Raw genomic sequence first — 25,784 nt, 5'->3', positions numbered from 1 at the left:
AACGACGGGTCGCTCAGGTGGCGACCTGCATCGGGTTACCCAAGGCTGCGGCGACCCGGCGCAGGGCGCTGACCAGCGGCGCGGCGTGCTCCGGGGTGTAGGTCACGGTGTGCTGGGTGACGCCGATCGCCATCGTCGCGGTGCGGGTCCCGCGGGACGGCACGACGACCGCCAGCTCGACGACCGACTCGAACGCCTCCTCGACGCTGACGCAGTAGCCGTCTTCGCGGGCCGTGTGCAGGTCGGCGACGAGGGCGTCGATCGAGCTGAGGGAGGCGGCCGTGAGCCGGGGGAGCGTCGTTCCGGCGTAGAGGTCGCGCACCTCGTGGTCGTCGAACTGGGCGAGCATCACCTTGCCTGCGGCCGTCACCGACGCGGGCAGGCGGTCGCCGATGTTGACCGTGAGTCGCACCGGGGGGTGCCCGTCGTAGCGGCCGAGGCAGATGCCGTCGCGACCCCCGAGGGCCCAGAGGCGCACGGTCTCGCCCACGAGGAGCGGCTCGGCGACGCAGGCCGCGTAGAACTCGCGGACCCGATCGCTGCGGGACAGGTAGGCGCCGCCGAGCTCGACGAGGCGGCGGCCCAGCGCGAACTCGCCGTTGTCGCGCACGAGGAGGCCGCCCAGCTCGAGGGCCGCGCAGATCGAGGCCGTCGAGGACTTCGGCACCCCGATCGCCCGGGCGATGTCGCTCAGGCTCATCGAGGCGGCGTCATCGGCGGCCAGCGCGTCGAGCACGGCGATAGCACGGACGACGGCGGGCGCGCTGCCTGGTGGGGTGGCCTCCCGGCCGGTGCGTGCGGGCATGGCGTCAGGGTACGTGCGCAGCGTTCCCAGCCCGCGGACCCCGGCGCCTCAGGCGTCGCCGCCCTCGTTGCCGGAGGCTCCGGCGGTCGGGTCGTCGATGCGGTACTGCTTGGCGGCGCGGGCGGCCAGGGCGCGGTCGACCTCGTCTCGCTCACCGAGGGCGATGAGCGTGGCGACGGCCATGGAGGGGCCGTCGATCCGGAAGAAGCGGCGGCCCGCGGGGCGGGTGTCGGAGAAGCCGAATCCGTCGGCGCCCAGGGCGTGGTAGTCACCGGGCACCCACGGGGCGATCTGGTCCTGCACCTGCTTCATGTAGTCGCTCGTCGCGATGACCGGCCCGGGCACATCCGCCAACATTTCTGTGACATAGGGGATGCGGCGCGGCTCGTCGGGATTGAGCAGGTGCTCGTCGTCGGCCCACATCGCGTCGCGACGCAGCTGGGTCCACGAGGTCACCGACCACACGTCGGCCACCACACCCCAGTCGTCGCGCAGCAACTGCTGGGCCTCCAAGGCCCACGGCACCCCCACGCCGGAGGCGAGCAGCTGCGCCCGCGGGCAGTCCGCGACCTCCGCACCCTCGGGCGCAGTGCCCGCCTTGAGCAGGTACATGCCCTTGGCGATGCCCGCCTCGTCGATGCCCTCGGGCTGAGCGGGCTGCACGAGCGGCTCGTTGTAGACCGTCAGGTAGTAGATCTCGTCGTGCGGGTCGTCGCCGTACATGCGCTCCAGGCCGTGCTTGACGATGTGCGCGATCTCGTAGCCGTAGGCGGGGTCGAAATGAATGACGGCCGGATTGGTGGCGGCCAGGATCGGGGAATGCCCGTCCATGTGTTGCAGGCCCTCACCGGCCAGCGTCGTCTTTCCGGCCGTCGCCCCGATGAGGAAGCCCCGGGTGAGCTGGTCGGCCGCCGCCCACAATCCATCTCCGGTGCGCTGGAAGCCGAACATCGAATAGAAGACGTACACCGGCAACATCGGCTCGCCGTGCGTCGAATAGCTCGACCCGGCCGCCGTGAACGCCGCGACCGAGCCGGCCTCGTTGATGCCCAGGTGCAGCATCTGCCCCTGCTCGGACTCCTTGTAGGCGAGCATGAGTTCGGCGTCGACCGCGGTGTAGTTCTGCCCGTGCGGGTTGTAGATCTTGGACGTCGGGAAGAAGCTGTCCATACCGAACGTGCGGGCCTCGTCCGGAATGATCGGCACGACACGCTTGCCGAACTCCTTGTCGCGCATGAGCTCACGAAGGAGCCGCACGAACGCCATCGTCGTCGCCACCTGCTGCTTGCCCGAGCCCTTCTTCAGGGTGTCGTAGGCGCTGGCGTCGGGCAGGTGGATCTTCTCCTTGGGCACCCGCCGCTCCGGCACGTGGCCGCCCAGCTTCTTGCGGCGCTCCATCATGTACTGAATGCGCTCGTCGTCCATGCCGGGGTTGTAGAACGGCGGCAGGTAGGGGTTCTCCTCCAACTGCTCGTCACTGATCGGAATGTGCAACGTGTCGCGCAACAGCTTGAGATCGTCGACCGCCAGCTTCTTCATCTGGTGCGTCGCATTGCGGCCGGCGAAGTGCTGGCCGAGCGTGTACCCCTTGATCGTCTTGGCCAGAATGACCGTCGGCTGACCGGTGTGACGCACCGCCCGGTCGTAGGCGGCATACACCTTGCCGTAATCGTGCCCGCCGCGCTTGAGCCGCCACCAAATGTCGCCATCCGACCACTGCGAGACCAGTTTGCGGGTGCGCGGGTCACGCCCGAAGAAGTGTTCGCGGATGTAGTTGCCGTCGTTGGCGCGGAACGTCTGGTAATCCCCGTCGGGCGTCGAGTTCATGAGGTGCACGAGCGCGCCCTGGCTGTCGGCCGCCAGCAGGTCGTCCCAACCCCGACCCCAGATGCACTTGATGACGTTCCAGCCGGCGCCGCGGAAGAACGCCTCCAACTCCTGAATGATCTTGCCGTTACCGCGCACCGGGCCGTCGAGCCGCTGCAGATTGCAGTTGACGACGAACGTCAGGTTGTCCAGCTCTTCGAAAGCCGCCAACTGCAGCGCCCCGCGCGACTCGACCTCATCCATCTCGCCGTCGCCCAGGAAGGCCCACACGTGCTGGTCGCTGGTGTCCTTGAGGCCGCGATTGTGCAGATAGCGGTTGAATTGCGCCTGATAGATGGCGTTGATCGGCCCCAAGCCCATGGAGACCGTCGGGAACTGCCAGAACGTCGGCATGAGCCGCGGGTGCGGATAACTGGGCAGCGCCTGCGGAAAGCCGTCGACGACGTGACTCTTCTCCTGGCGGAAGCCGTCGAGTTGCGTCTCGTCGAGACGCCCTTCGAGGTAGGCGCGGGCGTACATGCCCGGGGAGGCGTGCCCCTGGAAGAAGACCTGGTCGCCGCCACCGGGATGGTCTTGCCCCCGGAAGAAGTGGTTCATCCCGACCTCGTACAGAGTCGCCGCCGAGGCGTACGTCGAGATGTGCCCGCCGACGCCCACGCCGGGGCGCTGGGCCCGGTGCACGAGCACGGCGGCGTTCCAGCGCACCAGGCGACGGAAGGCCTTCTCCATGTCCTCGTCGCCGGGGAACCACGGTTCCTGCTCCAACGGGATGGTGTTGATGTAGTCGGTCGTCATCAGCGAGGGGACGCCGATCTGGCGGACGCGGGCGTGCTCGAGCATCCGCAACATGAGGTAGCGGGCGCGTTGCGCGCCGGACTCGTCGAGCACCGTGTCCATGGACTCCAGCCACTCGGCCGTCTCCTGCGGATCGATGTCCGGCAGCCTGCTCGGGAGGCCATTGATGATGGGAGCCGATCCTTCGCTGCGCACGATGCAGTCCTTTCTGCCGGCGTGTGCAGAGCGGCCCGCGGATGGTCCGGCCGCCCTGTCGTCGCTGGCCCAATCCTCGCACCGCCTGCCGGTATCGCGCAGGTCGGCATCCGGCGGGTCGCTCGTGCGCCCCCTGCGCGAGCGCCTAGTCGATGTCCCGATGTGGCGCCGTGACGCGGTCGGGGTCGCTGTAGAGGGTGAGCCGGTCGTCGCGCACGAACGAGGCGAGCGTCAATCCCGCCTCCCTCGCCAACTCGACGGCCAGGCTGCTCGTCGCGGAGACCGACACCATCGCGGGCGCGCCCGCCAACACGGTTTTCTGCACGAGTTCGTAACCGGCGCGTCCACTGACGACCATGACGTGACCGAACAACGGGAGGGCGTCCTGTCGCAGCGCCCAGCCGACGACCTTGTCGACCGCATTGTGCCGACCGACATCCTCTCGAACGGCCCGCACGATCGGCTCCGGGGCGCGCACGTCGATGATTGCCGCGGCGTGCATGCCGCCCGTGCGGTCGAAGCCGGTCTGGCGTTCGCGCAGCAGGTGCGGCAACTGCACGAGCACCGCCGGGTCGAGGGGAGTGCGATCGAGCGTGAGGTCGTAGCGCGAGCGGGCGCGGGTGTCGGCGATCGTGCGTGCCCCGCACATCCCGCACGCGCTGGTCGCAGTCGTCGCTCGTGGCGTGACCTGCAGGTTTACCCCGGGGGAGCCGGTGACGTCGACGGCGTTGAAGGTCGGCCGGCCGTCCTCGTCGAGGTCTTGGCAGTGCTGCAGGGTGCGCACGTCGCTCGCGGCGCGGATGTGCCCCTCGGCGTGCAACCACCCCAGGGTCAGATCGAAGTCGTCGCCCGGGGTACGCATGGTGACGACGACCGGTTCGCCGGACACTCGAATTTCCAAGGGCTCCTCGACCGCCAGGGTGTCGGGGCGTGTGTCGACGAGCACCCCATCAGGGCGGACCTGAAGGCGCCGCGCGGGGGTGCGGCGGGTGATTCGACCCATCGTCCCTCCCTCCGGTTCGACCCTCGTGGCAGTGTCCGGCGCGGCGTCATGCTTGCACAATGCGTGTCGAACCGCTGGACTAGGCCTAATGCATGGCGGCCCGGGTGGTCGCCGTTCCCGCACATCCCCCCAGGGATTTCACAGGAGGTACAGACGCGTGTCCGGATCCGCGCCCACCGCGGCCGTGACCAAACTGGGCTTCGGCCCAGGTCAGGTCATTCTCGAAGTCGGCTATGACGACGATGTCGACGACACCCTGCGTGAGCACATCGAGGACGCCGTCGAAGGTGATCTGGAGGACGAAACCTACGACGACGTCGTCGACGGGGTGCTGCTGTGGTGGCGCGAGGAGGACGGTGATCTCACCGACGCGCTGGTCGACGCCTTGACGACGATGGAAGATCAGGGCTTCATCGTGTTGCTCACGCCCAAGGTGGGCCGGCCCGGCGAGGTCGATCCCAGCGACGTCGCCGAGGCGGCCGAGACCGCGGGGCTGCAGGCCAGCGCAAGCGTCAATCTCACGCCGGAGTGGTCGGGCACCCGCTTGGTGACCCCGAAATCCGGCGCGCGGCGCTGAGACCAACCGTCGGTAGGTCGCGTGGCCAGGCACACTGGGGCCATGGCACCGCAGATCAACGTCGGCGACAAGGCACCGGACTTCACGCTCAGTGACCAGTACGGCACGAAGATCTCGACGGCCGAGTTGCGCCAGGGGCGCGGGGTGCTCGTCGTGTTCTTTCCGTTCGCGTTCTCCGGCATCTGCACGGGCGAGTTGACCGAGATCCGCGACGACCTCGGCGCCTTCCAGAACGAGCACGTGGTCGTCGTCGCCGTCTCCTGCGATCCGGTGTTCTCGCTGCGCGCCTGGGACGACCGGGAGGGCTACTTCTTTCCGCTGCTCTCGGACTTCTGGCCGCACGGCGGGGTGGCCCGGCAGTACGGCGTGTTCGACGAAGCGGGCGGTTTCGCGCACCGCGGCACGTTCTTTCTCGACCCCGACGGCATCGTTCGCTGGTGCCTGACCAATGCCCCCGGCGAGCGGCGTGACTTCAGCGGCTTTCACGAGACGCTGAACAAGATCATCGGCGCCTGAGACACCCGCGGATCCGTTCCGCGGCAGCCCGCCTGACACAATGGCGGTGTTGGGGCCTGTAGCTCAGTTGGTAGAGCACCGCGTTTACACCGCGGGTGTCGTCGGTTCGAGCCCGGCCGGGCCCACCCACCCTTGAACCCAGTACGACTGGGGCGTGTCCGGCGTCCGGCTGGTCGAGTGCACCTGGGACGACGGACTGGAGGCGTGTGATGGGTGATCGGGCAGCGGCCGACGGCGGCGAGGCAGTGCTGCTGCGCGATGTCGTGGCGGCGTTGGAGCAACTCTTCCCGCCCGAGCTGGCGCAGTCCTGGGATCAGGTGGGCCTCGTCTCCGGTGATCCCGAGCAGCCGGTGCGGCGCGTGCATTTCGCCGTCGACCCGACCCTGGCCGTCGTGCAGGAGGCCGTCGCGGCCGGGGCCGACCTGCTCGTCACCCACCACCCGCTGCTGCTGCGCGGCATCCACTCCGTGGCCACCACCAGCGCCAAAGGGGCCACCGTCACCGCCCTGGTCGTCGCCGACCTGGCGCTCTACGTGGCCCACACCAACGCCGACAGCGCCGCCGTCGGGGTCAACTCCGCACTCGCCCGGGCGTGCGGGCTCAGTGACACGACGCCGCTGAGCGAGCCCGAAGGGACTCCCATGGGGCTCGTCGGCGACCTGTCCGAATCCGTCTCGCTGCAGGACTTCGCGCTCGGACTGGCCTCCCGGCTGCCGGCCGCCCCTGGTGGGCTGCGTGTCGCCGGGCCGCCACAGGCGCCCGTCACCCGCGTCGCGCTGCTCGGCGGCGCCGGCGACTCCCTGTTCCAGGAGGTACGCGCCAGCGGCGCCGACGTCTACGTCACCGCCGACCTGCGCCATCACCCCGCGCTCGAGGCCCGCGAAGAGGCCCGCGGCGGGCCGCCCTATCTGGTCGACGCCGGGCACTGGGCCAGCGAGTCCCTGTGGCTTCGGCACGCCGCGGACGACCTCGCGGCCGCCCTGTCGGCACGCGGCGCTAGCGTGGACACCCACGTCAGCGACCTGTGCACCGACCCGTGGACCTTCACGATCGGCGCGCGGGACGTCCGCGACCTAGAAGGAGACGATGCGTGAACGCCGACCCCAGCAGGCAATGGCGGTTGCTCGACCTCGCCGGACTCGACACCCGCACCGGACAGCTGGCCCACCGGCGCAAGAACCTTCCGCAGGCGCAGCGGCACGCCGAACTCGACCAGCGGCTTTCCGCGCTCGACGACGACGTCGTCCGCGCCCAGACCGCGGTGCAGGACGTGCAGCGCGAAGTCGACCGGGCCGAATCCGCCGTGCAACTCGTGCGCGACCGATCCGCCCGCAACCAGGCCCGCCTCGACGCCGGCCAAGGCACACCCAAGGACCTGCAGGCCCTGCAACACGAGCTGGCCTCCCTCGACCGGCGCCAAGCCGAGCTGGAGGACGAGCAGCTCGAGGTCATGGAACGCGCCGAAGGGCTCGACGCCGACGTGACCCGACTCGAGGCACAGCGGGAGCAGCTGGCGCACGAGACCGCCGAGGCCGCGCAGGACAAGGACGACGCGCTGGCGCAGATCACCGCCGAGGAGGAGGCGATCGCCCGGGACCGGGCCGACGTCGCCGCCGGTGTCGGGCAAGACCTGCTCGACCTCTACGAGAAGATCCGCGCCCAGACCGGCATCGGCGCCGCCGCCCTCGTGCAACGCCGCTGCGGCGGCTGCCAACTCGAACTCATGGGCGCCGACCTGCGCCGCATCGCCGCCGCCCCCGACGACGAGGTCGTGCGGTGTGAGGAGTGCCGCCGGATCCTCGTGCGGACCGCCGAGTCCGGCCTGTGACGGCCCGCCGACTCATCGTCGAAGCCGACGGCGGCTCCCGCGGCAACCCCGGAGTCGCCGGCTTCGGCGCCCTCGTGCGCGACGCCGCCAACGGCGCGGTGCTCGCCGAACGCGCCGAACCGCTCGGCAAAGCCAGCAACAACGTCGCCGAATACACCGGCCTGGTCGCCGGGCTCGAGGAGGTCGAGCTCATCGACCCGTCCGCCGCGGTCGAGGTGCGCATGGACTCCAAGCTCGTCGTCGAGCAGATGAGCGGGCGCTGGAAGATCAAACACGAGGACATGAAGCGGCTCGCCGCGGACGCCCGCGCCATCACCACTCGCCTGCGGCAGTCCGGGGGAGTGGTCGTCTACACGTGGATCCCCCGCGAACGCAACAAGGCCGCCGACGCCCTGAGCAACGACGGCATGGACGGCAAGAGCATCACCCGGCGCCCGTGGCAGGAGGGCGCCACCGCGCCTGCCACCTCAGCCGGCGACGATGCGGACGGTGCCGACGATGCGGCCGGAGCCGACGATGCAGGCGACCCGGTTGATGCCGGCGATCCGGGCGAGCTGCCCGACGACTCCGCCGCTGCGCCCGCCGCGGAGGCCGTTGCCTCCGTCGCGGGCCCGGTCGTAGGCCCGGTCGTGGGCCCGGTCGTGGGCCCGGTCGTGGGCCCGGTCGTGGGCCCGGTCGGTGGCGCGGCGCGGGTGGTGCTGGTGCGGCACGGGGTGACGGCGGCCAACCGCGAGGGGCGTCTGTGCGGCCGCGGCGGCCCCGACCTTGAACTCGAGGGCGAGGGGCAGGCCCAGGCGCGTCGGGTCGCCGGCGCGCTGCGCGGCTTTCTCGGCGACGGGTGCGCGGGCGACGGGCCGACTCCGCTGCGCGTCGTCTCCTCGACTCTGACCCGCGCCCACCGCACGGGCCAGCTGGTGGCCGCCCGCTTCGAGGTGCCGTGCAGCACCGATCCGGCGTGGGACGAGCAGGACTACGGCGACTTCGAGGGCCGCACGATCGTCGACCTGAGCGTCGCCGATCCGCAGGCGCTGCAGCGGCTGCGGACCGACCCGGGGGCCGCGGTGCCCGGCGGCGAAAGTCACCGCGAGCTGACGAACCGCGTCGTCCAGGCCTACGACCACCTCGTCATCGACGGCGGAACGGTGGTCGTCGCGACCCACCGAATGGCGATCCTCGCGGTGCTGGGACACGTGCTGGGCGCCGACCTGGAGCACGTGTGGCGCATCGCCATCGCGCCCGCCTCCATGACCTCCATCCGCACGTGGCCCGACGGCGCCGTCGCGGTCGAGTTCGTCAACGACACCTCGCACCTGCGCTGATCGACACCTGCACTCATCGAAGGCGGCGCCCTCACCACACCTTGTGCGTCACCCGCAGTTGCCACGGCGCCCCGGCCCGCGCGGGCTCGTCGAGGTCGACCCCCAGGCGCCCCTGCGTGACCTGCGCGAGATCGCGGGCCAGCGCCACCGGGGTGCGGGCGTCCAGCCCGTGTTCGCAGATCGCCCGCGCCACCAGCCCCCGGGTGTGCTTGGCACCGTGCGTCGCGCCCGGCACCGCGATGTGCACCCAGCGCGTCGCCTGCTCACCCGCGGGCTTCCAGGCGGCGACGTAGTCGGAGGAGCGTCCGTCGACGATGAGCCCCCGTCCGGCTGCCGCGCCGAGGGCCTGCGCCAGCGCGGGGCGCCACAGCCGCGCCAGCGGTGGCAGACCGGGCACGGTGGTGCTCATCGACAGCCGGTACGGCCCCACCGCGTCGCGCATCCGCAGCCCCCCGTACAGCGCGGAGACGACGACCAGCCAACGCGTGGCCCGCGCCTTGGCGGGCCCGGTCAGCGAGGCGACCTCCAGCGCGTCGTAGAGCACCCCGGTGTACAGCGCGGACACGGGGACGGCCGGGGAACGCTGCAGCCGGGTGTTGAGATCGACCTGGTCGGCCAATGTGTGCGGCAGCCCGAGCAGCCGGGCGCCCTCGACTCCTCCGCCGACCTGGCCGAGGGCGTGGGCCACGCGGTCGCGGGTGGCCGCGAGCTGGGGGAAGGACAATCGGTCGGGGCGCATCGGCGCGCCGCGGCGACGCACGGACTTGGACTGCGAGGGCGGAAGAAGGACCAGCACCGTCCCTAAGGTAGTCACCATGACCCACCCGCTGGTCCGGCTCCGCACCGATGCCGCTGCCGACGCCGCTCACGAACTCGTCGACGCCTTCGCGGCGATCCGCAGCGAGTTCGACATCCCCGCCGATTTCGGCGAGTCGGTGTCGGCGGCCGCCCGCGCAGCCGCGGACCGGCGCCCGACCGCCGAGCACGAGGCGCACGACGAGCGCGACGTGGAGTTCGTAACGATCGACCCTCCGGGCAGCCGCGACCTTGACCAGGCGCTGGCCCTGGAGCGGGCCGGCTCCGGCTACCGGCTGCGGTACGCCATCGCCGACGTGCCCGCGTTCGTCGACCTCGACGGTCCCATCGACCTCGAGGCGCGGGCGCGCACGCAGACGCTGTACCTCCCCGACGGGCGTTGCCCGCTGCACCCCCCGGTGCTCAGCGAGGCGGCGGCGAGCCTGCTACCGAACGTCGACCGGCCCGCGTTCGTCTGGGACATCCACCTGGACTCCGACGCCCAACCCACGCAGGTCGCCGTCCGCCGTGGTTTGGTGCGCAGCCGGGCTCAACTGGACTACGCGGGCGTGCAGGCCGACCTCGACGCCGGCCGGGCCGCGCCCGTGCTGGCCCTCTTGGCCGAGGTCGGGGCCAAGCGGATCGCCGCGGAGATCGAGCGGGGCGGCGCCAGCCTGCCGATGCCCGAGCAGGAGATTCACGAGCAGAACGGGCACTACCGCCTCCGGTTCCGGCCGCCCCTGCCCGCCGAGGACTGCAACGCGCAAATCTCCCTGCTGACGGGGATGTGTGCCGCCGACCTCATGCTCGCCGGCGGCGTCGGGATCCTGCGCACCATGCCCGCCCCCGACGACAAGACGCTGGCCGCCTTCCGCCGGGTGGCCCGGGCGCGCGGCGCCGACTGGCCCGAAGATCGCAGCTACGGCGCGTTCCTGCGCAGCCTGGACCGCGACGATCCGGGGCACCTCGCGCTGATCCACGAGGCGACGAGCCTCTTTCGCGGAGCCGGGTACACGGCCTTCGACGGGCAGCGCCCGGAGCAGGTCGAGCACGCCGCCGTCGCCGCGCCCTACGCCCACGTCACGGCGCCGCTGCGGCGGCTCGTCGACCGGTTCGGGCTGCTCGTGTGCGCGGCGCTCAGTGCCGGCGCACAGGTGCCCGACGAGGTGCGCGCGGTGCTACCGCAGCTTCCCGATCTCATGCGGGGCGGTGACCAGCGAGCTTCCGCCGTCAACCGCGCCGCCACCGACGCGGTGGAGGCCGCTCAGCTGCACGACCGCATCGGCGAGGAGTTCGACGCGGTCGTCGTCGACGACCGCGGGGAGCGGGGGTTGATCGTCGCGATCCGCGACGAGGCGATCATCGGTCCCTGTGACCACCGCGACCACCGCGACCACGGCGGCAACGGCGGCAACGGCGGCAACGGCAGCGGGCCCTCCGTGGGAGCCGGCGACGAGGTGCGAGTGCGGGTGACGCAGGCCGACATCGCGCGCCGAAAAGTGCGCTTCGAGGTGGTCTAGCGCGCCGCTGTGGGCTCGTTCGTGGGCTTGTTCGTGGGCTTGCTCGTGGGCTCGTGAGCCGGCTCGGGGGGCGGATCGAGCCCCGGTGTCAGGGAGCCGGAGGACAGGGGGCGGGTGAGTGCGCCGAGCACCACGGGCAGGGCGCGGCGGGCCAGGGCGTCGGCGTCGGGATCGCCGTCGATGAGGGCGCGGGCGTTGCTGCGCTCGAACAGTCCGTAGAGCACCTCGATGAGGTCGGCCGGGTTCAGGATCGGCTCCAATCCGGCCCGGCGCAGCGACTCCGTGATCGCCTCCGTCGTCTTCTCGGTGGCTCGGGCCGAGGCCTGCCGGAAGGGTTGCTGGCCCTCGGGGTCGCGCGCGGCCGCGAGGGTGAGTTCGGTGTGCAGCAGGTAGTGCGAGCGGCCGATGAGTCGGGCCGTCAGGAAGCGATGAACGAGGTGGGTCAGATCGACCTGACCGCTGCCATCGGGACTCAGGTGCGGCAACTCCGACTCCGTCAACGCAGCCAAGGACGTCAACACGTCGGCGTGTTCGCGGGCGAGCAGCTCCTCGATCAGTTCGTCCTTGTCGGCGAAGTTCGAGTAGAACGCGCCCCGGGTGAAACCGGCCGCTTCGCAGATCTCCTCGACGGTGGCGGCCACCACACCGCGCTCGACGAAGACGATCGTCGCCGCCGTGAGAAGCCGCTCGCGGGTCGCCCGGCGGCGCGCGGAAAGCTGCTGTGCCATGCCTCCACTGTATTCGATACATCCTTGTATTCGATACATCGGTGTATGCGCTACGATCGCACCAGGCTCAGCAGTCCCGCGGGCCTCCGCACGCCTGGCCTCCCTTTGGGAGGTGCCGGACCGCTTCGTCTCATGGGGAGAGACCCGGTGTCACCTGCACTCTTCGCCCTAGGCCGCGCCTGCTACCACCGGCGCGGCCGGGTCGCGCTCGTCTGGGTGTTGCTCATCGTGATCCTGGGCGCACTTGCCGGGCTGCTGGCCAAGGGGCCTTCGGAGGTCTACTCCGTGCCCGGCAGCGAATCCCAGCAGACCCTCGACGATCTCTCCGCCCGTTTTCCCGAACTCGCCGGCACCAGCGCGCAGATCGTGCTCGTCAGCGAGCCCGGCAGCCGCATCGACACTCCCGGCACCAAGGCGGCGGTGGCCGCCGCCGTGCAGCGGATCGACGCCGTCGGTGGGGTGACCACCGCGGTCGATCCGTTCGTGCCCATCGAGGGTGCTGAGAACTCCGAGCCCCCGATCAGCAGCGACGGCCGGGCCGCGATCATCACCGTGCAACTCGAGGGCGATACGCACGAGGTCACCGCCGCCACCCGCGACGCGCTGCGAGCCCAGGCCCAGGCACTGGACCGAGATCTGCCGACCGCCACCGTCGACCTCGGCGGCGCCGCGTTCGGCAACGCTCCACCCGAGCTGAGCATTGTCGAGGGGCTCGGCCTGATCCTGGCGCTCATCGTGCTGCTCGCGTTCTTCCGCAGCGTGCGCGGGGCCGCCGCGCCCCTGATCACCGCCGTGGCCGCCGCCGTCGTCAGCATCCTGCTGCTCCTGCTGGCGACCGCCTTCGTGGCCCTCACCGGCACCGCCCCCATGCTGGCCCTCATGCTCGGCATCGCCGTCGGCATCGACTACTCCCTTTTTCTGCTGTCGCGCTTCCGAGAGAACCTGCGCGACGGCATCGCCGGCGACGAGGCGGCGGCGCGGGCCACCGCCACCGCCGGCTCCGCGGTCGTCTTCGCGGGAGTCACGGTCGTCACCGCTCTCGTGGGGCTCGTCATCGTCGGCCTGCCGTTCCTGTCGGCCATGGGCGTCTCGGCCGCCGTCGCGGTCGCCATCGCGGTGGCCGCCGCCATCACCATCGGCCCGGCCCTCATGCGCTGGGTCGAGCCCGTCCTGCGGCCTCGCCCGACGCGGGGCAGCGACGACGATGACGACGAGGACGACGACGACGAGGACAACGACGAGGACGCCGAAGCGAGCGACGCCGCGCCGTCGCGACGTCGGACCGGCGCCCGCCTGCTCGGCCTGCGCCGCCGCACCGACAGTGGCCGCGCGACCGGAGATCTGCCCGGCGGTCCTCGTTGGGCGGACCGGTGGATCCGCGTCGTCACGTGGCAGCCGCTAGCCACGGTCGTGCTGCTCACGGGCGCCTTGGTGCTCGTCGCGCTCCCGGCCAAAGACCTGAGCCTCGCGCTGCCCGACAACGGCACCGCACCCATCAGCCACAGCGAACGACGCGCCTACGACGCGGTCACCGAGCATTTCGGCCCGGGCGAGAACGGCCCGCTGCTCATCGTCGCCGACATCATCGGCAGCAACGACCCGCTGGGGTACATGGAGCAGCTGCGCCACGACGTGGCGGCCGTACCCGGCATCGCCAAGGTCACCCTCGCCACCCCGAACCGCACCGCCGACACCGGGGTGGTCGTGGCGATCCCCACCACCGGGCCCAGCGACCCGGCCACCGCCGACCTCGTGCAACGCCTGCGCGATCAGGCGCCCGAACTGGGCGGCACCGACCACCTGCGGGTCCGCGTCGCCGGCCAGACGGCCGCGCAGATCGACGTCTCCGCTCGGCTGGCCGATGCCCTCGTGCCGTTCGGGCTGGTGGTCATCGGCCTGAGCCTGGTGCTGCTGCTCGTCGTCTTCCGCTCGTTCGCGGTGCCGATCACGGCCGCCCTCGGCTTCCTACTCTCGACCGGGGCCGCGTTCGGGGTGGTGACGGCCGTCTTCGAGTGGGGCTGGCTGGCCGACCTGCTGAACGTGGCCCGCACCGGCCCCGTCATCAGCTTCATGCCGATCATCCTCATGGGCGTGCTCTTCGGGCTGGCCATGGACTACCAGATGTTCATCGTCTCCCGCATGCACGAGCACTACGCGATGCGCGGCGACCCCAAAGCCGCTGTTCGGGAGGGGTTCGTCGCCTCCGCGCCGGTCGTCGCCGCAGCGGCGGTCATCATGGTCGGCGTCTTCGCCGCGTTCGTCCCCGAGGGCGACGCCTCCCTCAAACCCATCGCGCTCGGGCTGGCGGTGGGCGTGGCCGTCGACGCCTTCATCGTGCGGATGATGCTCGTGCCCGCCGCCCTCATGCTGCTCGGACACTCCGCCTGGGCCATGCCCGCCGGGCTGGCTCGGCGGCTGCCGCACCTGGACGTCGAGGGCCACGGAGTGGCCCACCAGATCGCCGCCGAGGGCACCATCGCCGCCCACCCCGAACGGGTCGTGCACGCCCGCGGCGTCGCCGTCGACGGGCCGCGCGGGCGGGTTTTCGAGGGCTTGGATCTGGATGCCCGCCGCGGCGACGTGTGCGTCCTCAGCGCCCCGGAGGGGGGTGGCAAGACCGCGGCGCTGCTCGCTCTCGCCGGGCGGCTGCCGATCGCCGGGGGAGACCTCGACGTGGCCGGGGCGGTCGTGCCGGAGCAGTCCGCCCTCGTGCAGCGGCGCGCGGCGCTCGCCGAGTTCGGCGGCGTCAACGAGCTGGACGGCGACCTGTCGGTGCGCGACCACATCGCCGAGCGGCTGGCCCCGCACACGATGCTGCCGTGGGTGCGCTCCCGCGACGTCGCCACCATCGCGGCGCGTCTCGACGAGGCGTGCGCTGTCGCCGGGCTCGAGACGATCACGCCGACGATGCTGGTGCGCGACCTCGGGCGGCTGCCACGCCTCATCCTGTCCATCGTGTTGGCCGGCATCGGTGACCCCGACGTCATCGTCGTCGACGACCTCGACGCCCTGCCCACCCCCGCCGAGCGGGCCGGGCTGTGGGCCGTGCTCGGCGTCACCGCCGACCCGGCGGTCGACGGGGCTGTCGACCCGGCTGTCGACCCGGCTGTCGACCCGGCTGTCGACCCGGCTGTCGACCCGGCTGATCCCGCCTCCGACTCTGCCGCCGGCCCAGCGGTTCTCGTCGCCTGCCACGACCGACCCGACGAGCACGAGGTGGCCGCCTGGACCGGGCTGCCCATCGACCGGGTGCGCGTCGTCCTCCTCGACTCCTGCTACCCCGCCCTCGCGCCGGGAAGGTGACCCTCATGCCCCTCCTGCCCACCCTCTCGAGCTCGGAGCTGACCCGGCTTTCCCGCGGCCTCTTCGGCAAGCTCGTCGTGCTCGCGCTCATCGCCGTGCCCTCGATCTACGGGGGGCTGCTGATCTGGTCCAACCTCGACGTCACCTCGAACCTCGACAAGGTGCCCGCGGCCGTCGTCAACCTCGACGAGCCGGCCACCGTCACCGACGCGAACGGCAAGAAGCAGACGGTGCCGCTGGGCCGGGTCGTGGCCGGCAACCTCGTCGACTCCGAGGCCGCCAACAATCTCGACTGGCAACTCACCGACGCCGCCACGGCCTCGGCCGGGCTCGAGGACGGCACCTACTACGCCGTCTTGACGATCCCCAAGACCTTCTCCAGTGCTGCCACGTCGACGGCCACGCCCGACGAGGCCCGCCAGGCCACGATGCGCCTGGAGACCAACGACGCCACGAGCTACCTGGCCGGCAATATCGCCCAGGCGATCAGTACGACGATGACGACCGCCACGGCCTCCGAGCTGACCCAGCAGTACCTGGACCGCATCTACCTGGGCTTCAACTCGCTGCACACCAACATGGTCAAAGCGGCCGACGGGAGCCAGAAGCTCGCCGACGGCACGAAGTCGCTGCGGTCCGGCGCCGGCCAGCTCGACGAGGGCGCCCACCAACTGACGGTCGGTCTGCGCCAGCTCGCCTCCGGCTCCGCGCAACTGGCCTCCGGCACGGCGCAGCTCGCAACCGGTGCCCAGCAACTGTCCACGGGCGCCGGGAAGGTCGCCGACGGCAACCAGCAGCTCGCCACGGGTCTGGGGACGCTCGCCGAGCGCACCGCCCAGTTCCCTGCGCAGACCAAGCAACTCGCCGACGGCGCGGCGAAGCTGCAGACCGGCGCGACGGCCCTCTCCGACGGGGCCGGGCAGCTGGCGGCGGGCCTGGACGAGGCGCGCCGCCTGACCGCTGCGCTGCCGGACCAGGCCGGGGCGCTCGCGACCGGCTCCGACGGCCTGCTGAGCGCCGTCGAACAACTCGGCAGCTCGGCCTCCGGGCTTGCCGATGGGGCTCAAGGGGTGGCCGACGGCGGCACGGCCCTGGCCACCGGCGCCACCCAGCTCGCCGACGGCGCGCAGCAGCTGACCGACGGCACCGCGCGGCAGTCCCAGGCCGCGCAGGCGCTGTCGACCGGCGCTTCGCGGGCCTCGGCCGGGGTGACTGAGTACACCCAAGGCATCTCGGCGCTTGCGGGGCAGTGCTCGGCCTCCGGAGCCGCCGAGCAGTTCTGCTCTCAGCTCGACGCGCTGGCCCAGCAGGGCTCGTCGGTACGTTCGGGGACGGCCGAGGTCGCCTCCGGGGCCGAGCAGCTCGCCTCGGGTTCGCAGCAGTTGGCCACCGGCGCCGCGGGATTGGCGCAGGGGGCGGCGCCGCTGCGCTCGGGCGCCCAAGAGTTGGCGACGGGTGCGCAGCGCCTCGGCTCCGGCGCCGCGCAATTCTCGACCGGCGCCACCGGGCTGACCTCCGGCGGCAGCCAGCTCGGCGACGGTCTACGCCAACTCGCGCAGGGCGCACCGCAACTCGTCGCCGGAGTGGGCCAGGCGGCGGACGCCGCCGATCAGGTCGCCGCCGGTGCCACCGCGCTCTCCACTGGGGCGCAGCAGCTCTCCGGGGGGCTGGCGCAGCTCGCCGACGGGGCCCCGCAGCTGACCTCCGGGATCGGTTCGGCCGCCACCGCGGCCGGCCAGTTGGCCACCGGCGCGACCCAACTGCAGACCGGTGCCTCTCGACTGGCCACCGGCGCCGGGCAGGCCGCCAGCGGCGCGGCCCAGCTCAACACCGGCCTCCAGTCGGCCACCACCGGCGCCGCCAAGCTCGAGGAGGGCACCGGCTCCCTGCGTTCCGGGGCCGCCGAACTCGACAACGGCGCTCAAGAGCTGGCCAAGGGGCTCGCCGACGGCGCCAAGCAGATCCCCACCTACGACGACTCCCAGCGCAACCGCCTGGCCACCGTCGTCGCCGAGCCCGTCGGCACCGACGGCGTGCGCCTGCACCGGGTCGCCGCCTACGGGTACGGCCTGGCGCCCTACTTCATCGCCCTCGGCTTGTGGGTCGGCGGCATGGGGCTGTTCTTCATGCTGCGCCCGCTGCCGCAGCGGGCCATCGCCTCCACGGCCCCGTCGTGGCGGGTGGCGCTCGCCGGGTTCGCCCCGGCCGCGCTCTTCGGGCTGCTGCAGGCGAGCGTGCTCACCGCGCTGCTGCTGTGGGGCCTCGACCTGGAGATCGCCAGCCCCGTGCGCTTCTGGCTGTTCGCGATCCTGGCGTCCATGACGTTCGTGGCGATCAACCACGCGCTGGTGGCGGCGCTCGGGGCGCCCGGGCGCTTCCTCGGGCTGATCCTCATCGTGCTGCAGCTCTCCGCCGCCGGCGCCACCTATCCGATCGAGACGTCGCCCGGCTTCTTCCAGTGGTTGCATCCGCTGCTGCCACTGACGTACGCCGTGCGCGCGTTCCGTTCCCTCATCGCCGGAGGCGACCTGCACCTGGCTCCGGCGGCCGCGGTCCTGGTCTGTTGGCTCGTGGCGGCGCTCGTCGTCACGATCATCACCGCCCGGCGTCAGCGGACGTGGAGCATCGCGCGGCTGCGGCCGGCGCGGGCGGCCTGAGAGTCCCCCGAGTGTCCCCAGCCGCCTGAGTGCCGCCGGCGGGCGCGGCGTGAGGGCGCTGCCGGCTACGCGAGCTTGGCGCTGATGAGCGCGGCCAGCTCGCGGCAGCCCTGCGGGGAGGGGTGGGCGCCGTCGGGCATGAGCCGCTTCTGGCCGGCGGCGGGCAACGCGAGCACGTGCTCGGCCCAGTCGACGACGTGCAGGTTGGGGTGCTTGGCGGCGGCGGCGAGCAGGTCGTCGCGTAGCCGCCGGGTGTTGTGCTCGTCGGCGTCGGCGTGCCGCGGGCGCTTGACGTACGGGGTCACCCACACCACGGTGCGGTCGGGGCCGGCGATCGTCATGAGCCGCTCGATCTGCGGGGCCAGCCCGGCGGGAAAGAAGACGTCGTTGGAGCCCGACAGCAGCACGAGCGTGTTCGGCAGACGTTTGGCGCCGTCGAGGGCGGCGACGACGTCCACCGTGCCGTGCGTGGGGCGACCGTTCCAGTGGTCGTAGGCCACGGGTCGGCCGTCGAGCGCCTTGACGAGGTCGGGGCGGGCGCGGGTCAGCGATGAGTCGCCGAGCAGGCTCACCCCGCGCGCCGAGGTGCCGGCGCGCTGCTCGGCCTGCTCCGGCGAATGCTCGTGCCCCATCCGTTGCCAGTGCCCGATGCGACCGGAGTCGTACAACGGCGGGGATACCCAGGGATCCACCGCACCGTTGTTGCTGCCGTTGTTGCTGCCGTCGCTGTCGCCGGTCGCGGAGGTGGGTGCGGCCTGCCCCGGAGAAGGTGCGGCCACGGCCGCCGGCGGGTTGCCGGGGTTTTGCTCCGGGGCCTCGACCGGGCGCATCGCGGCGAGGGCGGTGCCGCCGATGGTCACCGCCAGCAGCGCGGCGAGCGCCCCCAGGCCGACAGCCGGCCGCCGCCAGAGGCTGATCACCGTAGCGGCGTCAGTGCCGTCGGTGCCGTCCGTGCCGGGCGCCTCCTGGGCCTGCGTCGCATTGGTCGGCCGGCGCGCGGGGCTGTCCACGGCGGGCTCCAGGCGCGCCGCAGTGACGACCGGGGTCGATGGCGAGGCCGGCGTGGGCGTCGTGGCCGGCGTGCGGGCAGGGGAGTCCATGACGATCTCCCATCGGCCGACCGCCCCGCGTGACTTAGCCGAACCCCCTGCACTGCCTCACCAATTTCCCTGATCCGTGCGGCACTTGGCGGGCGCGAGGCTGCAGGCGCACGCTCGCGCGGGCGGCGGCCGTAGACTGGGAGCGGATGAGTCGGCCAGGCGGTCGCGTCGACCGCGCTCGATCCGGGGGTCACCCCGATCGGGCGGGTCGCCGAGGAACGTCCGGGCTCCACAGGGCAGGGTGGTGGCTAACGGCCACCCGGGGCGACCCGCGGGACAGTGCCACAGAAAAGAAACCGCCCGTGTACCACCGGCCCAGGCCGGCAGGCGCGGGTAAGGGTGAAACGGTGCGTGTAAGAGACCACCAGCGCCCCAGGTGACTGGGGCGGCTCGGTAAACCCCACCCGGAGCAAGACCAGACAGTGCGCGTTCGAGGGCTGCCCGCCCGAGCGCACGGGTAGGTCGCTAGAGATGTACGGCAACGTGCATCCGAGATGGATGATCGCCCACGACAGAACCCGGCGTACCGGCCGACTCATCCGCCTCCCGCCAGAAAGCTCACCTCCCCGGCCCACTGCCGATGAGAAGAGGGACGCCAGCGGTGCCGCGACCTCGACCACCGAGATCGACCTGGCGAGACGCGAAAGGGATGGGCCCACATGGACCAGGAACTCAAGACGCTGCTGGGGCAGATCCTGGCGAGGCTCGACCGCATCGACGGCGCGATCATGCTCATGCACACCGACCTGCTGCCCTGTGACCAGCAGCCGAGCCTGCCCAAGGGGGCGCTGGAGCCCGACGAGGCGCAGACCAGCGTCTGACGACGCGCCCCGGACCGCACCTGCGTCACGTTGCCCGGTGCGCGCCTGGGTGACCTTGCCGGCGAATGCATGGCTGGCCGGTCCGCTGCATCACGGCACCACATCTGGCACTTTTTCGTTGACCGAGGATTCGCGTCAGATCTGCGCCGAGGACGCCGCCGCGAGCCCGTTCCATTGCTGCTGCGCGGGCTTTGGCTGGGTCGGGCGCCGAATCGGTCCATCCGTGTGCCATAGCTGCCGCGAGTTCGTCCTGGGAGAGCACTTCGGCGGTTTCTTGGTCGAGAACGCCGGCAGCGACCGCCGCGCGCACCATGCCGAGTGGCGCAGGGTTGGGCTTGAAGTCCCAGCCGTCCATGCCGACTTCTTCACTGACGACCTCAAGGAAGGCCAGCGCCTCCCAGATCTCCTGCATCTCCTCGGCGCTGAAGCGTCCGCTTCTGCGCAGGGCCTCGGCGGTGTCGTAGACGGCGTCATTTCGACGGGGACCGCAGACCAGAACCCGAATGTGACCGACCTCCTGCCCGCCGACGTGTTCGACGACGCTGACGAAGACGACCCGATACGCCTTGCCGAGTACATCGACCGTGTTGAAGCCCGCGAGTCGCTGGGCTCCACGATTACTGAGCGTGTGGCTGCCGGCCGGGCCATCGCACAGCGCGACTATCTCCGCGAGGACCTCGACCTTCTGCCTTTGGGTGAGATCGATGATCGATTCGATGAAGGCATCAGTGAACTCGATATAAGCCTGGTCGTGAGGAAATACCTCACCTGGGCGCACCATTGCCTCCGCGAGACAGTTCGTCGGCTCGGGCCAGCACCTTGTCCAAGGAGACGCCGAGGCGCTCGCACGCGGCGGCAAGGTCGAGGCGCTCGCTGCGACGGTCCAATTGAGCCAACGCGGAGTCGAGGACGGCGGCGGCGGCCTCGCGCATTTTGCGAGCGTCCTCGTCCAGCCTCTCGGCCGAATCGACGACCGCGACCGGGCGGCCGTGGCTGGTGAGGATGATGCGCGACCTATCGGCCTCGGCGGCGAGTCGAGACACCCCTTGGCGGGAGGCAAGGGTGATGGGCACACGCTTCGTCATGCCTGCAAGAGTATCTAGATATATGTAGTGTTGCAACGGATTGCTTCCCGGGTCGCCCACTGTTGCATCGCATCGCTCGCCACGCTAACCTCTGACCTCAGATGAATGTGCCAGGTCCGAAGGAGGTCCGCATGAGTGCGACTCGAGTCGACGAAGCCGTCGAGCGGCTCGTGGTGCGCGTCGTGGCGGGGGAGTTCGCGGACCGTCCGCTGCCGCGGGAGCAGGACCTGGCCGACGAGTTGGAGGTCAGTCGGCTCACGCTGCGCGAAGCCGTCAAGGTGCTCAAGACGCAGGGTGTGTTGCGCGTCGAACAGGGGCGGGGGACCTTCGTCAATCCGGTGCGCGACTGGGAGTCCGTCGACCTCGTGGCCCGCGCGTCGCGCGACGAGCGCCGCACCCACGAGCAGCTGATTGAGGTGCGCCGCTTCATGGAGACAGGCGCCACGGCACTGTTCGCGCAGTGCGCCACGCCCGAGTTGCTGGCCCGGATGGGCGAGCGCCTGGAGGCGATGCGCCGCGCCGACGCGACCGGGGACGTCGACGGCTTCGTCGAGGCCGACCTCGCCTTTCATGACGTCATTCTGGAGAACTGCGGCAACCCGTTCGTCGCCATGCTCTACCGGCCGATCAGCGACCTGCTGCGGGCCAACCGCTATGTCACCGGCTCGCGCGCCCACGTGCGCAGCCGGGCCATCGAGAAGCACGCGGCGATCCTCGCGGCTCTGCGCGAGGGCACCGCCGCCCAGGCCGAACGGGCCATGCTCGACCACATCGAACAGACGCGGGAGGACCTGTGAGTCCAGCCCGACGGCGACCGCCAGGTCGCTGAGTACCTCGAATCCCCCCGCTCTCGGGCACCGTCCACCGGCATCGCAAACAGAACATCTGACCTCTGACCTCAGAGAATCAGGCCATCACCAAAGGAGCTGACATGGCCACCCTGGAAGAGCTCACCCGTCACATCCCCTCCGGTCCCCGGGTCGACCCGGCGGCGGTCGCGCGCTCGGTCGCCGACTCCGGCCGTGTGCTCGTGGTGCTCGACGACGATCCCACCGGCACCCAGTCCGTCGCCGACCTCCCGGTGCTCACCGGCTGGTCCGTCGAGGACCTCACGTGGGCCCTGCATCAGGGCGAGCCCGCCGTCTACGTCATGACGAACAGCCGGTCGCTGGACCCTGCCGACGCGCGGCGCGTCAACGAAGAGGTCGCCGTAGCCGCCCTCGAAGCCTCCGAGGCGACCGGGGTGCCGGTCGCCTTCGTCTCCCGCGGCGACTCCACCCTGCGGGGCCACTTTCCGCTGGAGCCCAACACGCTCGCGCACGTGGCGGAGCAGGCCGGGAGCCCGATCGACGGCATCGTCCTCGTGCCCGCCTTCGCCGACGCGGGCCGCATCACCGTGGGCGGCGTGCACTACGCCGGCTCGGCCGCCGACGGCTTCACCCCCGTCGGAGAGAGCGAGTTCGCCAAGGACGCGACCTTCGGCTACGAGTCCTCCCACCTGCGGGACTGGGTCGTGGAGAAGTCCGGCGGGGCTATCGCGGGCGAGGACGTGGTGCTCATCGACCTCGCCACCCTGCGCTCCGGCGAGCCCGGCCAGGAGGCGGCCCGCATCCTGACCGAGGTGACCGGCGGCCAGGTCGTGGCCCCCGACATCGTCGACGAGAACGACCTGCTGCTCCTCGCCCTCGCGCTGGAGCAGGCCGAGCGCGCGGGCAAGCGGTTCGTCTACCGTGTCGGGCCGCCGTTCGGTCGGGCGCGTATCGGCCAGTCTCCGCGGACGCCGCTGAGCGCTGAGGATGTTGAGCGCATCAGCGGCGCGGGCGAGCGCGCCCCCGGCGGCCTCATCATGGTCGGCTCGCACGTCGGCCTCACCACCCGCCAGCTCGACGCGCTCCGTGAGCGCCGCGCCCCCACCGAGATCGAGATCGACGTCGCCGCAGTGCTCGATGACCGCCGCCAGCAGCATCTGGCCGACATCGTCGACGAGGTGGTCGCAGGGCTTGGCCAGGGCAATGTCGTCGTGCGCACCAGTCGCGTGCTCGTGCGCGGCGACGACGCCGACGCGTCGCTGGACATCGCCCGTCAGGTCTCCGCGGCCGTCGTGCAGGTCGTGCGGGAGGCGCTCGCCCGGCGGGCGCCGCGGTTCGTCGTCGCCAAGGGCGGCATCACGTCGTCCGACGTCGCCACCCTCGGCCTGCAGATCCGCCGCGCGTTCGTCCGCGGCCCGATGCTGCCCGGCATCGTCTCGCTGTGGGAGCCCGTCGACGGCCCGGCGCTCGGCATCCCCTACATCGTCTTCGCCGGCAATGTCGGCGGAGATCAGTCCCTCGCCGACGTCGTCGACACCCTCTCCGCCTGACCATCCCTGATCCCACACAAGTCTGTAGAGAAAGTAGAGCGAACCATGTCAACACTGAGTGACGTCACCGTCGCCGTCCTCGGCCTCGGCGCCATGGGGCTGCCCATGGCGACCAACCTGGTCACCCACGGAGCCGCCGTCCGCGGCTTCGACATCGCCCAACCCCGGCTCGACCTGGCCGCCGCAGCCGGAGTCACCGGCTGCGGCAGCGCCCGCGAGGCCGCGACCGGCGCCGACGTCGTGCTGCTCGCCGTCCGCAACGCCGCCCAACTCGAAGACGCGCTCTACGGACCGGACGGCGTCGTGGCGACGCTGCCCGCCGGCGCCACCGTGCTGCTCACCTCGACGGTCGGCGTCGAGGCGGTCCGTGAGGTCGCCGACCGGCTCGCCGCCAGCGGGCACCGCATCGTCGACGCCCCGATCTCCGGCGGCCCGGTGCGCGCCGGCGAGGGCGACCTGCTTGTCACCGTCGGCGCCGACGACGACGCCTGGACCGCCACCCAGCCCGTGCTGGACGCCATGGCCGGCACCCTCGTGCGCGTCGGCGACAAGGCCGGCGACGGCCAGGCCATGAAGACCGTCAACCAACTGTTGTGTGGGGTGCACATCGCCGCCGCCGGTGAGGCGCTGGCCCTCGCGCGGGCGCTCGGGCTCGACCCGGCGCTGGCGCTGCAGGCCCTCATGGCCGGCGCCGCCGCCTCTTTCATGCTCGGCGACCGCGGCCAGCGGATGCTGCAGGCCTACGACGAGGGTGGCGCGGAGGTGAAGAGCCGCCTCGACATCTTCGTCAAGGACATGGGCATCGTGACCACCGCGGCCAAGTCGGTGCACCTGGCTACGCCCGTCGCCGCCGCCGCCGAGCAGCTCTACCTGCTCGGCGAGGCGCAGGGCAAAGAGGCCGTGGACGACTCCGCGGTCATCACCGTGCTCGCCCCCAGCATCGCCGTGACCGGCAAGGAGAACTGACATGGGAGTCGGTGCGCTGCTCGCGATCGCGCTCGTCGCGATCCTCGTTCTGCTCGTCTTCGTCATCAAGTTCGAGTTCTCCGCCTACGTCTCCCTGCTGCTCGTGGCGATGGGGACGGCGATCGTCGCCGGCGTGCCCATCGGCGAGGTCGTGCCGACGATGGTCGAGGGCATGGGCAAGGTGCTCGGCTCGGTCGCGATCATCGTCGGACTCGGCTCGATGCTGGGTCGGCTCGTCGAGGTCTCCGGCGGCGCGCAAACGCTGGCGACAACCTTCACCGAGAAGCTCGGCCAGAAGCGCGTCGTCGCGGCCGTGACGATCGCCGCGTTCATCCTCGGCATCCCGGTGTTCTTCGACGTCGGCTTCATCATCCTGGCGCCGCTGGTCTTCGCGTTTGCCAAGACCGCGGGCCTGCACCCGGTGCGCCTCGGCCTGCCGGTGGCCGGTGTCCTCATCGTCGTGCACGTCGCTTTGCCGCCGCACCCGGGCCCGGTCGCCGCGGCCGCCACGATCGGCGCCGACGTCGGCCTCATGACCCTCATCGGCCTGGTCATCTGCGCGCTAGTCGGCGTCGCGGGCTTCTACGCCGCCAAGCTGTTCAAGGTCGAGCAGATCGAACTTCAGGAGTCGCCCGCCACCGCGGCGATGTCCGACGACACCGACGGTGCCGGCTCGGCTGGTTCGGCTGGTGGCACCGACCTGGCCGTGCGGACCCGCCCCGGAGCGGGTCTGGTCACCTTCCTCATCGTGCTGCCCATCGCGATGATCATGATCGGCTCGGTCACCGCGACGCTGCTGCCCGAGGGCGAGCTGGTCCGCGACATCGCGGCCTACATCGGGGCGCCGACCACCGCGCTCTTGGTGGCCGTCATCGTCGCCTACTTCGCCATCGGCTCGAAGGCCGGCTGGAACAAGACGCAGCGCACCAGCGTGCTCGACTCGGCGCTGCCGATGGTCGCGATCATCATCTTCGTCACCGGCGCCGGCGGCGTCTTCGGCAACGTGCTCGTCAAGACCGGCATCGGCGCTGCGCTCTCGGAGTGGCTGGCCGACCTGGGCCTACCGATCATCGTCGCGGGCTACCTCATCGCCCTGGCCCTGCGGGCCGCGCAGGGTTCGGCGACCGTCGCGATCCTCACCGCGGCGGGCCTCATCCAGCCCGGCATCGCGGCCGGCGGGTTCACCAGCGTGCAGGTCGTCGTCATCACGCTCGCCATGTGTTTCGGCGCGGTCGGCCTGAGCCACATCAACGACTCCGGCTTCTGGATCGTCACCAAATACCAGGGCCTGTCCGTCGCCGACGGCCTGAAGACCTGGACCGTGCTCTCGACGTTCCTGTCCGTCGTCGGCTTCGCCGTCACGATGGGCGTCTGGGCCCTGGTCTAGGGCCGCGGTCGGGGCCCCGAGCCCCGGGACGCCTCTCCGAGCGACAGGGCACAGCTCCTCGCGACGGGGCACAGCTCCTCGCGACGGGGCACAGCCCCTCGCGACGGGGCACAGCCCCTCGCGACGGGACACAGTAGAACCCGACGAGACACACCTGAGCAGGCATGTCCCGTCGGGCTTTGCTGTGTCCCGTCCCGG

At 71.4% G+C, this 25,784-nt stretch carries 21 protein-coding genes, 1 tRNA gene and 1 other RNA gene; 15 read left to right on the top strand and 8 right to left on the bottom strand.

The features are described from left to right. Positions 1-13: 13 nt before the first annotated feature. The 3 genes from KILIM_RS05475 to fdhD all read right to left on the bottom strand — a co-directional run bounded on the left by KILIM_RS05475 (position 14) and on the right by fdhD (position 4,625). Positions 14-805, bottom strand: coding sequence for an IclR family transcriptional regulator (locus tag KILIM_RS05475; protein ID WP_006591644.1), 792 nt, complete (start codon positions 803-805; stop codon positions 14-16). A gap of 48 nt (positions 806-853) precedes the next feature. Then, a complete protein-coding gene (gene aceE, locus KILIM_RS05470; RefSeq protein ID WP_006591643.1) occupies positions 854-3,622 on the bottom strand; it encodes a pyruvate dehydrogenase (acetyl-transferring), homodimeric type in 2,769 nt (922 codons plus the stop codon). A gap of 145 nt (positions 3,623-3,767) precedes the next feature. After that, entirely contained in the window at positions 3,768-4,625 is an 858-nt protein-coding gene (fdhD, locus tag KILIM_RS05465; RefSeq protein ID WP_006591642.1) for a formate dehydrogenase accessory sulfurtransferase FdhD, read from the bottom strand. Between the two features lie 157 nt (positions 4,626-4,782). Here fdhD and KILIM_RS05460 point away from each other — a divergent pair, with 157 nt between their 5' ends. The 6 genes from KILIM_RS05460 (at position 4,783) to KILIM_RS05435 (ending at position 8,865) form a co-directional block, all read left to right on the top strand. Further along, a complete protein-coding gene (locus KILIM_RS05460) occupies positions 4,783-5,202 on the top strand; it encodes a DUF3052 domain-containing protein (protein WP_006591641.1) in 420 nt (139 codons plus the stop codon). A 42-nt stretch (positions 5,203-5,244) separates the two neighbouring features. After that, positions 5,245-5,718, top strand: a complete 474-nt coding sequence (locus KILIM_RS05455; RefSeq protein WP_040562327.1) for a peroxiredoxin — start codon at positions 5,245-5,247, stop codon at positions 5,716-5,718. A gap of 52 nt (positions 5,719-5,770) precedes the next feature. Then, a tRNA-Val gene (locus KILIM_RS05450) sits at positions 5,771-5,843 on the top strand. Between the two features lie 84 nt (positions 5,844-5,927). Further along, complete coding sequence (locus KILIM_RS05445; protein WP_006591639.1) at positions 5,928-6,812, top strand: Nif3-like dinuclear metal center hexameric protein; 885 nt, start codon at positions 5,928-5,930, stop codon at positions 6,810-6,812. Then, positions 6,809-7,546 (top strand): zinc ribbon domain-containing protein, encoded by a 738-nt coding sequence (locus KILIM_RS05440; RefSeq protein ID WP_006591638.1) that lies wholly within the window; start codon positions 6,809-6,811, stop codon positions 7,544-7,546. Before KILIM_RS05445 ends, KILIM_RS05440 begins: the two co-directional genes overlap by 4 nt. Next, positions 7,543-8,865 (top strand): bifunctional RNase H/acid phosphatase, encoded by a 1,323-nt coding sequence (locus KILIM_RS05435; RefSeq protein WP_006591637.1) that lies wholly within the window; start codon positions 7,543-7,545, stop codon positions 8,863-8,865. Before KILIM_RS05440 ends, KILIM_RS05435 begins: the two co-directional genes overlap by 4 nt. 31 nt (positions 8,866-8,896) lie before the next feature. Here the strand turns inward: KILIM_RS05435 and KILIM_RS05430 are convergent, their stop codons facing one another. After that, on the bottom strand, positions 8,897-9,661 hold the full coding sequence (locus KILIM_RS05430; RefSeq protein ID WP_157551485.1) for a YaaA family protein: 765 nt from the start codon (positions 9,659-9,661) through the stop codon (positions 8,897-8,899). 19 nt (positions 9,662-9,680) lie between these two features. On the opposite strand from KILIM_RS05430, the gene KILIM_RS05425 reads away from it, so the two are divergent. After that, entirely contained in the window at positions 9,681-11,180 is a 1,500-nt protein-coding gene (locus KILIM_RS05425) for an RNB domain-containing ribonuclease (protein ID WP_006591635.1), read from the top strand. Here KILIM_RS05425 and KILIM_RS24900 read toward each other — a convergent pair. After that, positions 11,177-11,908, bottom strand: coding sequence for a TetR family transcriptional regulator (locus KILIM_RS24900; protein ID WP_006591634.1), 732 nt, complete (start codon positions 11,906-11,908; stop codon positions 11,177-11,179). The genes KILIM_RS05425 and KILIM_RS24900 overlap by 4 nt on opposite strands. Positions 11,909-12,055: 147 nt before the next feature. Between KILIM_RS24900 and KILIM_RS05415 the strand changes: the two genes are divergently transcribed. Both KILIM_RS05415 and KILIM_RS05410 read left to right on the top strand, forming a co-directional pair. Further along, the gene (locus KILIM_RS05415; RefSeq protein WP_006591633.1) at positions 12,056-15,211 is read left to right on the top strand and encodes an MMPL family transporter; all 3,156 of its coding nucleotides are present in this window, start codon (positions 12,056-12,058) and stop codon (positions 15,209-15,211) included. A 5-nt stretch (positions 15,212-15,216) separates the two neighbouring features. Beyond that, positions 15,217-17,868 carry a YhgE/Pip domain-containing protein gene (locus tag KILIM_RS05410; protein ID WP_006591632.1) on the top strand — a complete coding sequence of 884 codons (2,652 nt, stop codon included), beginning with the start codon at positions 15,217-15,219 and terminating at the stop codon, positions 17,866-17,868. Positions 17,869-17,933: 65 nt separating this feature from the next. On the opposite strand, the gene KILIM_RS22095 is transcribed toward KILIM_RS05410, so the two are convergent. Next, positions 17,934-18,968, bottom strand: a complete 1,035-nt coding sequence (locus tag KILIM_RS22095) for a GDSL-type esterase/lipase family protein (protein ID WP_006591631.1) — start codon at positions 18,966-18,968, stop codon at positions 17,934-17,936. 147 nt (positions 18,969-19,115) lie between these two features. Between KILIM_RS22095 and rnpB the strand changes: the two genes are divergently transcribed. Beyond that, positions 19,116-19,510, top strand: an RNA gene (gene rnpB, locus KILIM_RS22115) — RNase P RNA component class A. Between the two features lie 117 nt (positions 19,511-19,627). Beyond that, positions 19,628-19,789, top strand: coding sequence for a hypothetical protein (locus KILIM_RS23895; RefSeq protein WP_006591630.1), 162 nt, complete (start codon positions 19,628-19,630; stop codon positions 19,787-19,789). A gap of 25 nt (positions 19,790-19,814) precedes the next feature. On the opposite strand, the gene KILIM_RS05400 is transcribed toward KILIM_RS23895, so the two are convergent. Both KILIM_RS05400 and KILIM_RS05395 read right to left on the bottom strand, forming a co-directional pair. Continuing rightward, positions 19,815-20,570: a hypothetical protein gene (locus KILIM_RS05400; RefSeq protein WP_040562326.1), complete on the bottom strand. Its 756-nt coding sequence runs from the start codon at positions 20,568-20,570 to the stop codon at positions 19,815-19,817. After that, positions 20,554-20,874, bottom strand: coding sequence for a type II toxin-antitoxin system prevent-host-death family antitoxin (locus tag KILIM_RS05395; RefSeq protein ID WP_040562325.1), 321 nt, complete (start codon positions 20,872-20,874; stop codon positions 20,554-20,556). Before KILIM_RS05395 ends, KILIM_RS05400 begins: the two co-directional genes overlap by 17 nt. Before the next feature lie 131 nt (positions 20,875-21,005). Here KILIM_RS05395 and KILIM_RS05390 point away from each other — a divergent pair, with 131 nt between their 5' ends. The 4 genes from KILIM_RS05390 to KILIM_RS05375 all read left to right on the top strand — a co-directional run bounded on the left by KILIM_RS05390 (position 21,006) and on the right by KILIM_RS05375 (position 25,586). Further along, entirely contained in the window at positions 21,006-21,671 is a 666-nt protein-coding gene (locus KILIM_RS05390) for a FadR/GntR family transcriptional regulator (protein ID WP_006591627.1), read from the top strand. A gap of 134 nt (positions 21,672-21,805) precedes the next feature. Continuing rightward, positions 21,806-23,233: a four-carbon acid sugar kinase family protein gene (locus KILIM_RS05385; protein WP_006591626.1), complete on the top strand. Its 1,428-nt coding sequence runs from the start codon at positions 21,806-21,808 to the stop codon at positions 23,231-23,233. Positions 23,234-23,278: 45 nt separating this feature from the next. Continuing rightward, on the top strand, positions 23,279-24,199 hold the full coding sequence (locus tag KILIM_RS05380) for an NAD(P)-dependent oxidoreductase (protein ID WP_006591625.1): 921 nt from the start codon (positions 23,279-23,281) through the stop codon (positions 24,197-24,199). A gap of 1 nt (position 24,200) precedes the next feature. Beyond that, positions 24,201-25,586, top strand: a complete 1,386-nt coding sequence (locus KILIM_RS05375; protein WP_006591624.1) for a GntP family transporter — start codon at positions 24,201-24,203, stop codon at positions 25,584-25,586. Positions 25,587-25,784 lie beyond the last annotated feature (198 nt).

Origin of the sequence: Kineosphaera limosa NBRC 100340, from assembly GCF_000298215.1 — a bacterium.
Lineage (GTDB): Bacteria > Actinomycetota > Actinomycetes > Actinomycetales > Dermatophilaceae > Kineosphaera > Kineosphaera limosa.
This window is presented reverse-complemented; position numbering and strand designations above follow the sequence as displayed.